Source organism: Bacillus cereus group sp. N31 (genome assembly GCF_016483245.1).
Taxonomy (GTDB): Bacteria; Bacillota; Bacilli; order Bacillales; family Bacillaceae_G; genus Bacillus_A; species Bacillus_A toyonensis.
The window spans coordinates 1-12,403 of sequence record NZ_JAEHCH010000036.1 but is presented as its reverse complement, the minus strand read 5'-3'; the positions used below and the strand labels follow the sequence as shown (position 1 = coordinate 12,403).

The window sequence follows — 12,403 nt, the reverse complement described above, 5'->3', positions numbered from 1 at the left end:
CATTCATTCCTCCATTACATACGGTTATCATGCCAGAAGTTCACTGGGAAGTGACTTTCTTCATGATAAGCTTCAAACTCATAACCCTTTTCTTTTAACCCCTTTAAAATTGCTGGCACAGCAGCGACTGATTGCGGGTGAATATCATGCATTAAAATTACTTCTTGTGGTTTTGTTGCATTTGTTAATACGTTTTGAGCAATTTGCGCTGCAGCTGCATCAACTTGCATTTTATTATATTTCCAATCTAATGAATCAATTGTCCAATCCCAAACTTTAAAACCGCCTTCTACCACTTTATTTCGAAGGCCTTCATTTAATCCAGGCATCGAACCATATGGTGGACGTGTTAATTTAGGTGATTTTCCAATAATATTAGTAATTAAGCTTTGGTCTTCTTTCATCTCATTTACATATTCACCATTTTTATATAACTTTGCAAAATTATGTGTCATACTATGCATACCTACATAATGTCCCTCTGCATTTTCACGTTTCACTAAATCCGGAAACTCTTTTACATTCGCTCCAATTAAAAAGAATGTCGCCTTCGCATCATGCTGTTTTAACGTATTTAATAATTCAGCCGTATATTTGCCTGGTCCATCATCAAATGTAAGATAAGCAACTTTTCTTTCTTTTCCATTAAAACGACTTGGTGCCGTTTTATTCAATTCAACTTTTGATTGTTCACTTGCAAGCTGTACTACATTTTCTTGTTTTGCAACAGCCTTTGCTGGTGAAGTAATTGATTGAAACATAAAATACCCAATAGCTACTGCTGCAACCGCTATTAAAACGACTACTACTCGTTTCATATTAAAAGCTTTTTCCATTCTATCGAATTCCTCTCCCTATTAATCTTATATTTAAATCACCCAATGTAATTATACATCTATTTATTTTATTGCACGATATAAAGTGAAACTTTAATCAGTGGGGGGTATTCATCCCCCACTGATTATTAACCTTCACCAATCGAGTGTTTACGGGCAGTTAATTTCCCACCTACCTTCTTTGCTCTAGCCGAATTTTGAGTCGGGAATCTCACTACCCACAAATACCGTGATAAATAGACTGTATATGTATTATAATGGGAGTTTTATCAAAATTGTTGTTCCTATTCCTTCTTTACTCACAATACTAAGTGTACCTCTATGAAGCTCCACCATTTTTTTTACGATAGCTAAGCCAAGGCCTGCACCTGCAGCATGATTATTAATCTGGTAAAAAGACTGCTCTATATATGGTAAATGCTCTTTAGCAATTCCAATCCCTTCATCTTTCACCTTTATCACTGCTTGTCCTTCATTTTTAGTCGCTTCAATGTATACAGTACCATTTTCATGTGAATATTTAATTGCATTTTGAATAATATTCAAGAAAATTTGCTTTAGCCTATTTCGGTCTCCCAACAATTCAATTCGTTCTATAGTATTAATGAATTGAATTTGTTTCTTTTCAGCGTTAGGAGTTAATTGCCAAATCGTCTCCTCTAGTATATCGTACAATTGCACCTTTTGTTTATATAAATTAAAATGATTTGATTGTAATCTTGAAAAATCTAACAATTCTTCTACTAAATGAATCAATCGGTCTGTCTCACCGGAAATAATCCCCATACCTTGCTTGATTTCTTCTTCTGTTAAATGTTCTACTGTTTTAAGCGTCTCACTCCAACCTTTAATTCCTGTTAAAGGTGTTCGTATTTCATGAGAAATAGAAGCGATAAATTCATTTTTCATCTGTTCCGCTTTTTCTATTTTATCAGACATATAGTTTAAACTATGTGCTAATTCACCTAATTCACCAGGATAATCTTCTTTAATTTTATTTTTCAACGTTCCTTCTGCGATTTGTGAAGAAGCTTGAATGATAGATTCAATTGGCTCAACAAAAGAATTTGCCAAGCGTCTACTAATTGAGAAGACAATACATGAAATAACAATACCAACGGCAATAGTAAACATAATAATTTCAATAATCTTTGCATTCACATGTGTTAATACTGTCGTATATTTTAAAACACCGATTGTTTGTCCTTGATGTATAAGTGGGCTTAGCACTTCTAGTTGTTTTTCATTATCTTTCGTAGTAGTAACTTGATTATACATTTCACCTTCCAATAAAGATTGTGGGATATTCACTTTACCTTCTACTTTTTCACCACTTGAAGATTGTATAACCAAACCATGACGATCAATTAACTGTAATTCCGTTCCATCTAATTGAAAACTACTAATTATGTCACCACTATATTCTTGCAAACGAATAAAATATAATGAATTGTATTCTGAGAAAAATCGAGTACTCGCCTTCGCATGAGATTCTATATATTGCACAATACCATTATAATAATATCGATAAATTGAGACCGAAAATACTACCTCAAACAATACAAGCATAAGTGTAATGACCGTCATAAAATATAAAGTCACTTTCCGTTTCATCTTATACTTTCCTTCCACACATATCCTTTTCCCCACACTGTAAGGATAAATTCGGGTTCTGATGGATTACATTCTATCTTTTGGCGTAACCGTCTCATATTTACATCTACGACTTTCGTCTCGCCTACGTAATTCGTTCCCCAAATCATATTTAAAATTTCATCACGTGAAACCGGCTTTGAGGATTGATTCATTAAGTATTGTAAAATCATATACTCTGTAGGTGTTAAATCAACCAATTGTCCATCTCTATATAACCTTTCTTCTATAATATTTAACGAAAACGGACCAGACGTAATTGTATTCGTTTTTTCTTTATGCACTTCTATTCTTCTTAATAGAGATTGTATACGTGCAGTTAATTCTACTGGACTAAACGGTTTTGTAATATAATCATCTGCCCCAATTCCTAGTCCTTGCACCACATCTCCATCTTGTACACGTGCGGTTAACATAATAATGCCCATTTTTTTATTTTCTTCCCGAATAGTTTTACAAACTTGAAAACCATCAATTCCTGGTAACATGACATCAAGTAACGCTACATCAACAGTGTGATCACATAAAATCTGTAACGCTTCTTCTCCAGTACTAGCTTCTAATACATAAAATCCAGCACGCTTTAAATTTAAGACAATAAAACTACGGATTGGCATTTCATCTTCTAAAACTAAAATTGTTGACATAATTTCCACCTCCCTACTCTTGTTGATAATCCGCTAGCGGTTTTATATATGCTTTCACTTTTTTAAACTTTGATCGCTTCGGCACTGCATATACGTGAGAAGCCGTTTTCACTGCTGCCTCGAATCCTTTTATTTTGAACCATTCTTTCCGCTTAAAAATTTGGACTTCAAGCCATATTTCATTTGTATTTACGTCCAAAAACTTTTGAGAATTTGATTCCTTCTGCTGATCTGGGATAGTAATTTTCCCAATCAACTCTTCAGGGATTTTCACAAAATACCCTTTTTCTATATCGATATATCTTTCTTCTATAGGTTTCGTTCCATCTTCACTCCACTGTATGTAACGTTCAAAGAGCGGACTATCTCCATGTGATTTATCTTCCCAACCTTTTGGTCGTACAGTACGAACAAATTCAATAATACCATCTTCATTTACATCTTTACTTTCCACCACATATTCATTGAATAAATCTTCTTTCCCATCTATAGGTAGTACCTCATAATGATCCTTATCAAATTTTGCTACATAAGTTATACCTGAATGAGCCCCAATTCCTGCATCAATTACAATCGCCTTTAATGTTTTAGAAATATGGCCCATTTGTATTCTTTGAATACTATTTATAAATGGATCAAATGTAACCTCTGATATTGTCTTAAACTGCTCAATAAGCTCAACTGTCAACTTCTCATCTTTTTCATAAGTAACAAGGCTTATATCATTAAGACCATTTCTATTTAGATCCTCTATAAATAACTTCGTGTAACGCCGATTATAAATCTCCTTCATATCATCATTTTCTTCTGAAAAAGCATACATAACATGTTCTAACGATTCACGATTTACAGAGATTCCAATTAATAATTCTCGCTTCCCATTCCCTGTAAAATCACCGACTTCAACGATATCTATATCCTCACCATCAAATTTATGCGTGGACTTTATTTTCCACTTATAGCCGATTTCCTCATATACAGCTAAATATACGTTACGATCTTCATTCGGCAATTTATAAAATACGATGGCTTCTTTTTTATTATCTTGTTTAAAATCCATTGACCAAATCATTTGTTTATCTTTATTAGACTTTGGAGTAAGCAACCGATAATTAACAGGCAAATCTTTATCTATTTGCTCTTTTAGTTCATTAATCCACTTTTCATTTGCAGGAGCTCCCATTAAACTGGTTGGAGCTTCAGACATTTTACATCCAGTCAATATAAAGACGATTCCCATAATGCTTATCCATTTTTGCATATGTTATCTTTCCTTATAACAGTATTTATCTTTACTTTTTGCTTATCCAATAATCTCATACATATGAGTATAATTTTTCTAGAATAAAAAATCGTTACAGAAAAGTTACAAATCCATTTCCATAAAAAAAGATTGGCAAAGGCCAATCTTTTTTACTTTTCATTTAGAACTGATTTTGGCGTTACACCTAGATGTTGATTCAGTTTATTTGAAATATCTTTCACATTTTTTTCATTTGGAATGTAATAATAAATACCACCAATACGTTTATCAGTACCTTCAATTTGCATCTTTTCCATTTGTAGATCCGATCCTGCCATGTTTTTCGTAATAGCAAGCATATCATCAAATGTTAAGTTTGTTTTCATGTTTTTATCAACTGCATCAAGTAGAGAGCCCATTTTGCTAATTGATTGAACAGACATTGCTTTTTTCGCAATTGCTTCTATTACAAGTTGTTGTCTCTGTCCGCGCATTGCATCACTATCAATTTTACGTGTTCTTGCAAGTGCAAGTGCCTGTTCTCCATTTAAATGTTGGAAACCTTTTTCTAAATGAATCATACCTGCTTGGTCTTTACTATCTTGCTCTGTGAACGTAACAGGTACATCAATATCAATACCACCTAGTGAATCTACAATTTGAACAAATGACTCAAAGTTAAACTTCACATAGTAATCAACTGGAACATTTAAAAATCTTTCCACAGTATCTCGTGTACTTTCAACACCACCAAATACATGTGCATGCGTAATTTTATCTAATTTTTTTCTAGATGGAATATAAACACGTGAATCACGCGGAATACTAACTAATTTAACAGATTTATCATCTTTATTAATTGTTGCTAATAAAAGTGCATCTGTTCGAACCGCTTCACCATATTGACTTTTCCGCATTTCACTACCGTCTACACCCATAATTAAAATTGAGATATTATCCTTTAAAGGTTCCACTTCTTTATCACGTTTTGATGATTTATCAATTTGTGCATATGCATCACTTACAACCGCTTTTGCTTTATTATATATTAACGACCCATATCCTACTCCACCAAAAACAAGTAAGAACAATGGAATTATTATAAACCACTTTATTGACTTTCTTTTAGAACGCTTTTTATTACTTCTCGTATTTTGTTCTAATTCAGAGCTCATACCCATTCGCCTCTCTTTCTCTTTCCCTAGTATAATGTATGTCTAGTAATCTTCATATTGAATTTCCTTTCAATTACCTTACAAATTTGTAAGGTTACATTGTGAATTCAATATGTATTCCATTTCACATTATACTCTCGTACTTATTTTTGGCAAGTCACTATTTACTAACTTCAAAAATTTAGCACTTCGTAACATTCGAAATTACAGATTTATCAACCTTTTCATTTCAAATAATCTGACTTTCAACTGAAAGAACGAACAAAATAGTGAGTCAAGTTAGTTATTAACTCTCTATTCATACAGTTATATTTCACATTATTGTTTCGCCAACGGCGTATACATGATTTTCTTCCCATTATTATAAATTAAAGCAGTCTTTGCTTTTAATTTCGTTTTTTCTATTTCCACATCTTCATTTGAGAAATTCACAATAATTTTAATATCATTTCCATATGAAGTAGATTGTACTAGCTTATCTTCTGACAAGTATGCAAAGTTTGTCATTTCTTCTTTTACTGCCTTTTTATGAACTTCATTCCAAACTTTCAGATGCTCTGTAATTTCTTTTTTATGCTGATTCCACTCTACTTCATCTAAATGGTACATAGGAGGAACATTATACAATAACTCATATAGCATACGGTTTCCTACCTCATCTTTTACTTTCAAACTTCCCCATTCCCAGTGGTGCGTTGTAATAACGGAATCGTTGTATACTAATTTATATAAAGGAAGCGAATATACTGGACTTAAATATACTTGTTTATATTCTTCTTTCAACGGTACTTGTTTTGCATATTTTTCTGGAACATTTTGATTTGGTGAATAATATCCACCGACATAATACGGGCTTGTTTTGTTTTTCCGCATATCTTCATCGTCCCATTTAATAACTGGCGTTTCAATTCCATGAGCAAATGCAATCGTACTACTGGCAAAATCATTTCCGCCCTCAGAGCCAACTACCATACCTTTTTCTTGGGCAATATAATCCATTCGTTGTAATCTTGCTTTTAAATCTTGTTCCTGTGTCGTTACATGTTCTGATGAATAGTCATCGTAAATTTCACCCGTTGCATCACAATCGATAAACCATGAATTATATTTAGGACCATTTTGCAATATATCGTTCATTCGTTCTTTTACACTAGGAAGTGATAATGTTGGATTTAGTTTTCGCCCTCTACCTAAAAACCCTTGCACCTTTTCTCCATTTTTCTTCGTTACAGTTGCCTCTTCATATAACGATGGATCATTAAAGGACGCTGTGTTCCAATTTTTATCACCTTTCTCATGAATGGAATGATAAGAATCATACGGACCAACTAAATATCCCATTTTCTTAGCTTCTGTAACAAAATTAGGTTGCATAAATCCTTGTTCCCAGTTCGGTAGACCAATCCAAGCTTTGTCTATCCCTTCTTCTTTCATTTCCTTTATTATATCCGTTCCATCTGCGTTTCCCCACTTACTTATATCTTCAACTGAATCACCAAGTACTGACTTTAATAAATGCTTATTTAAGCTATACAGTTCTGCTTTCGATAAGTGATCTATACCTTTTTTTAATAACTCACTAGCCTCCTGATCAACTTTCGGGAAAATATCCTCTTTATACAATTCCTTCATTGATAACACTTCGTTTACATAACGCAAAATAACATTTTTTTGATACTTATCAATGAAATCTTGTTTACTTACTTGCTCAAATACATTTAATTCCCCAGGCTCTGAACTATTTTTTTGAATAAGCTCTTTTATATGGCTAAACACTGGGCTATTTATTTGCTCTCTTAACTTCGGCCAATTTACATTACTTGCTGATAAACCATTTTGATTCCAAAAATAAAAATGAGCCGCTCCATAAAGTTTTTCAATTTCTTTATTTCTTCTTGCCTTTTCTTGTAATGTTTTAAATTCACCTTTTTCCATAATGTTATCCTTATACAGCTTAGCAATACTTACTGCATCAGTATTTGTGACATATAATTGAAAACCATATGTTTTATTTTTATTTATACTCGGGAATTCATGTATAAAATCAAACCCTATTTTCGGATCCGGATGAAATTTCACTTCATTATTAAATATATTATTCGCAATATATACAATGGAATATTTCGAACCATTTAATGCAAAAAACTTCATAGAAAATGATTCAGCAAATGAATATGCATCATCCTTTAAAAACTTCTTCCAATTCTCATCATTACTCGGAATTTGTTTACCTTCCCATAACGGAAGTGTATAATTTTCAGCCTGTACTTTCGGCCATGTAAAGCTTTCTGCACCAATCGATTCTACTTCAATATTTAAGTGGTCTTTTTTCTTTTCTAAGTTTACTTTTACTTTTTGATCTGGATATTCCCACGACGTACGATCCTTATCTTTTTTTACATTCGACACCTTCATTTTCGGCAGAGCTTGCGATGCCTGTTCCTTTACACCATCATGTTCTACAGTTAATGTGAAAGTCTCTGGATTTACATCGTAAGTAAAATCTTTATACGTCGCTTTCTTTATTTTAGACTCTTGTACAGCATTATTACCTTTTACATCACACCCGACTAAAGTCGAAAATGACATAGTTGTAAGAAGACATATCGCTATCATTTTTTTCATCTCCTGCACCTCCATCCCTGAATATACAGGGGCTTTGTTACAGGAATATGGCAAAAAATAATAGAGCTAGCATAACGCTAACTCTATTATGAGTATAAAAAATTCTCAAATAACTATAATTTATTTTTTAATATGTAATACAGAGGGACTTTAATCCTTGTTTTTTATTCTCACAAATAATGTGATTAAACAAATTAAAGTTTCACTAGGCTTTCCTTACCTGAAAAAGTAAGTGTATATAATATATCCTAAAACTAGCACTAAAATTAATATCCCTGTACCTTTCCAATTCATGCCCCCTGTCATATCAACAGGGCTACCTGATTCCGCTCTATTGAGCCCATCATTCAAAGATCCGGTAGGGTTATTTTTTAACTCGCTTTGTCTTATACGTTCTCTTTTTTCTTCTGATGACTCTTTTGAACTCATATAATCACCTCCAAAATTAATACGCTCTTTACTGAATTATACAATACTCATTTTCGTTTTATATGCTGATTTAAAGTATATGTACAACAAAAAAAGCTAGCGATGCTAGCTCTTTTTATAATCCAATATGTTCTTCCTTATTTACAGTAATCCCTTTATGATCGATTTCAAGCTCACATACTTTCATAGCGGTAAATACTTTCGCTAATTGCTCAGCTATTTCTTGACGCTTCTCATACGGCGTTAATATGAAAATGGATGGCCCCGCACCGCTAAGCGCCGTTCCATATGCTCCGAATTCTTTTGCACATTTACGAATTGATGGTAATAACGGTACGAGTTCTAAACGATATGGCTCGTGAAAATGATCTCTTTCCATCATTTCACCTACAACTTCCCACCGCTTTTGGCATAATGCTGCTACTAATACATTACTTATCGCACTAGCTTTAACTGCTTCATGAAACGGAAACATTTCTGGTAATACAGATCGACTTTCATCTGTATTTAGCTCTTCATTTGGAATAAGAGAAATTACGCCTAATTCCTTACTTTCAATTCTTACAACTGAAACATTCTTTCCATCAAGTGCTCCGATTACAGTTCCACCTAATATAGAAGCTGCAACATTATCTGGATGCCCTTCAAAATTTGTAGCAATTTGAACCTTTTGATCAGTCGTTAAGTTCAAATTAGCAAGTTGATTCGCAAGCTCTATTCCTGCTACAATCGCTGAGGCACTACTTCCTAGTCCTCTTGTTAGCGGAATATTACTAGTAACTTCTATTATATGGGGTGATAAAGAAGGACATACTTTACATGCCGTGCTAACAATTAAATTTTTATCATCTGTCGGAATTGAATCTTCAAAGGAATGTATTACTTGCCATTTATCAGCTGTGCCCTTTACAACAACCTCTAAATACAATGACAAAGCTATTCCTACTGAATCAAATCCAGGACCAACATTTGCTGTACTAGCAGGCACACGTACTCTCAATGGTATCACGACATAATCACCCCTTTTATATGTTCTTTAATTTGTTCTATATCATTTGAAACACTTGCAATATCTAATTTATTAGAAGAAATTGCGATATCAGGATCTTTCAAACCATTTCCAGTTAATACCGCAACTACTGTTTCTCCTTTTTTGATTTTTCCAGATTGAACATGTTTCATTACGCCAGCTAATGAAGCATTTGATCCTGGCTCAGCGAAAACCCCTTCCGTTTTTGCTAACAATCTATACGCATATAATATTTCCTCATCTGATACCATATCTATCTCGCCTCGAGACTGCTCAGCAGCCTCTACTGCATATGACCAACTCGCTGGGTTACCGATACGTATAGCTGTTGCAATTGTTTCAGGTTCTTCAATTACATGTCCCTTTACAATTGCAGCTGCTCCTTCCGCTTCAAACCCGTGAATTCTTGGCTTTTTGTAGCCTTTTTCTTTCTCATATTCACAGAACCCTTTCCAGTATGCTGTAATATTCCCTGCATTCCCAACAGGAATAGCGAGAACATCTGGCGCTTTTTGCAACTGGTCACAAATTTCAAACGCTGCTGTTTTTTGCCCTTCAATTCGATAAGGGTTCACTGAGTTTACTAATGTAATTGGCTCTTCCGCAGCAATGTTTCTTACAGCCTTAAGTGCATCATCAAAATTTCCTTCTATTGAAATGATTTCAGCTCCATAAGCGACTGCTTGCGCTAATTTTCCATGCGCAATCTTTCCTTCCGGGATTACGATAATACATTTCATTCCGAGGCGTGCCGCATATGCTGCAGCCGCTGCCGATGTATTACCTGTTGATGCACAAATGATTGCCTCAGAACCTTCTTCTTTCGCTTTAGCAACCGCCATTACCATACCACGATCTTTAAAAGAACCTGTTGGATTCGCTCCTTCATACTTACCATATAAGTGAATCCCTAATTGTTTTGATATATTTAATAATGGAATTAGAGGTGTATTCCCTTCCATTAAGCTGACATCAGGTGTGTTTTCATTCACTGGTAAATAAGCAGCATACTGTTTTAATAGTCCTTTATACATATTGTTTTTCCTCCTCAATAATGTAATAACTGTTTATTTCACTTGCGACAGCTTCTATCGCTCCTAAAACTTTTTCGAATTGATATTTTGAAGTTTGATGTGTCACAACAACGACTTCTGCAAGTTCACGATTCAAAGGTAATTGAATCACTTCTTTTAAACTTACAGAATAATTAACGAAACATTCTGTTACTTTTTGCAACATCCCTGGCTCATCTTGTAATGAAATACGTAAGAAATATTTCGAAACAACTTCTTCATCTCCTTGTAATTCATACGGCACCGGTTCTTTTAACTCACTTTTATTTTTCGGAACTCGATTCATATTTTTAACGATCGAAATAATATCACTTACTACAGCAGAGCCAGTCGGTAACTTCCCAGCTCCAGGTCCGTAAAACATCACTTCCCCTACTGCTTGACCGTGAACATACACTGCATTAAATTCATTATTTACATTTGATAACGGATGACGGCTTGGTAAAAGAGTCGGTTCTACACTTAAATGAATAGCTGATCCTTGTTTCTCCGCTTTACCAATTAGTTTCATAGTAAATCCTAACTTTTCAGCCATTTGTAAATCTTCTTTTTCAACCTTTCGAATCCCTCTCACTTGCACATCATCTAATGAAACATTCATCGAAAACCCTAAATTCGCAAGGATCGCTACCTTTCTCGCCGCATCTAGTCCATCTACATCTGCTGTCGGATCTGATTCTGCGAATCCTAATTTTTGTGCTTCCTGTAAAGCCTCTTCATACGACCATCCATTTTGACTCATCTTTGTTAACATGTAATTTGTTGTTCCATTTACAATTCCCATTATTTTTTCAATTTGATCTGAAGCTAATCCGTCTGTTAATCCTCTTAACACTGGAATACCACCCGCTACACTTGCCTCATAACATAGATCACAATCATTTACGTTCGCTAATTGAAGAAGTTCCGCACCGTATACAGCCATTAAATCTTTATTTGCTGTTACGACATGCTTCTTATTTCGTAAAGCCTTCACAATATGCTGTTTTGCTTCTTCAATTCCCCCCATTACCTCTACTACAATATCAATATTTGAATCATTTAGAACTTCATCTGCATGACTTGTTACTGCAATTCCATCAATACAAACATCGCGTTCTTTTTCCAAATCACGTACAACGACTGTTTTTACTTTCACTTCGTATCCTGTATCAAGTGCGATTTTTTTATAATGTTCTTTCAAAATGTGGACAACACCACTTCCGACTGTACCTAATCCTAACACCCCAACATTAATAACGTTATGCATCTTCTAATCTCCTCCTACAATTTTATTTTTTATCTCTATCAATCACCTTGTTCTGCTTTTTAATCATGCAGGTGGTGGTTATTTCCGTACGTACGAATCGTTTCATGTTACAGCACCTCCTTTCAAAGTAATAAAGTGAAACTTTAATCAGTGGAGATTTTGTCCATTCCTCACTGATTATTAGTTGAACCAATCGGGCTTTTACGGACAGTTGATCTCCCATCTAACTCCCTCGCATCTGCCAAATTTTGAGATGGGAGTCTTACTGACCGTTAATGCGGGATAAAAAAACACACTCATCCCTAGGAAAGGGACGAATGTGTTTTCGTGGTTCCACCCTTGTTCCAATCTAGACGTATCTCCTCTTAGATTGCTCAAGTTCAGATAACGGCTGATACCGTCAATAATTACTAGATTACTCGTTCACTATTGAAGTTCAAAGG

General features: G+C 34.4%; 10 protein-coding genes. All 10 read right to left on the bottom strand.

Going from position 1 to position 12,403, the window contains the following annotated elements; all coding sequences use genetic code 11:
- Positions 1–14: 14 nt before the first annotated feature.
- Positions 15–836 (bottom strand): peptidoglycan-N-acetylglucosamine deacetylase, encoded by an 822-nt coding sequence (locus JDS81_RS27455; RefSeq protein ID WP_097953342.1) that lies wholly within the window; start codon positions 834–836, stop codon positions 15–17.
- 252 nt (positions 837–1,088) lie between these two features.
- Entirely contained in the window at positions 1,089–2,450 is a 1,362-nt protein-coding gene (locus tag JDS81_RS27450) for a HAMP domain-containing sensor histidine kinase (RefSeq protein ID WP_000824520.1), read from the bottom strand.
- A complete protein-coding gene (locus JDS81_RS27445) occupies positions 2,447–3,136 on the bottom strand; it encodes a response regulator transcription factor (protein ID WP_000104235.1) in 690 nt (229 codons plus the stop codon). The genes JDS81_RS27450 and JDS81_RS27445 overlap by 4 nt, the downstream gene beginning before the upstream one ends.
- 13 nt (positions 3,137–3,149) lie before the next feature.
- Positions 3,150–4,397 (bottom strand): hypothetical protein, encoded by a 1,248-nt coding sequence (locus JDS81_RS27440; protein ID WP_097953341.1) that lies wholly within the window; start codon positions 4,395–4,397, stop codon positions 3,150–3,152.
- Between the two features lie 152 nt (positions 4,398–4,549).
- Positions 4,550–5,554 (bottom strand): LCP family protein, encoded by a 1,005-nt coding sequence (locus JDS81_RS27435; RefSeq protein WP_002093782.1) that lies wholly within the window; start codon positions 5,552–5,554, stop codon positions 4,550–4,552.
- A gap of 318 nt (positions 5,555–5,872) precedes the next feature.
- Positions 5,873–8,179, bottom strand: coding sequence for a glycoside hydrolase (locus JDS81_RS27430; RefSeq protein ID WP_097953340.1), 2,307 nt, complete (start codon positions 8,177–8,179; stop codon positions 5,873–5,875).
- Positions 8,180–8,395: 216 nt separating this feature from the next.
- Positions 8,396–8,608: a DUF6366 family protein gene (locus JDS81_RS27425; protein ID WP_000095428.1), complete on the bottom strand. Its 213-nt coding sequence runs from the start codon at positions 8,606–8,608 to the stop codon at positions 8,396–8,398.
- A gap of 115 nt (positions 8,609–8,723) precedes the next feature.
- On the bottom strand, positions 8,724–9,617 hold the full coding sequence (gene thrB, locus JDS81_RS27420; protein ID WP_000612654.1) for a homoserine kinase: 894 nt from the start codon (positions 9,615–9,617) through the stop codon (positions 8,724–8,726).
- Positions 9,614–10,672, bottom strand: coding sequence for a threonine synthase (gene thrC / locus JDS81_RS27415; protein ID WP_097953339.1), 1,059 nt, complete (start codon positions 10,670–10,672; stop codon positions 9,614–9,616). The genes thrB and thrC overlap by 4 nt, the downstream gene beginning before the upstream one ends.
- Positions 10,665–11,960 carry a homoserine dehydrogenase gene (locus tag JDS81_RS27410; RefSeq protein WP_000552043.1) on the bottom strand — a complete coding sequence of 432 codons (1,296 nt, stop codon included), beginning with the start codon at positions 11,958–11,960 and terminating at the stop codon, positions 10,665–10,667. The genes thrC and JDS81_RS27410 overlap by 8 nt, the downstream gene beginning before the upstream one ends.
- Positions 11,961–12,403 lie beyond the last annotated feature (443 nt).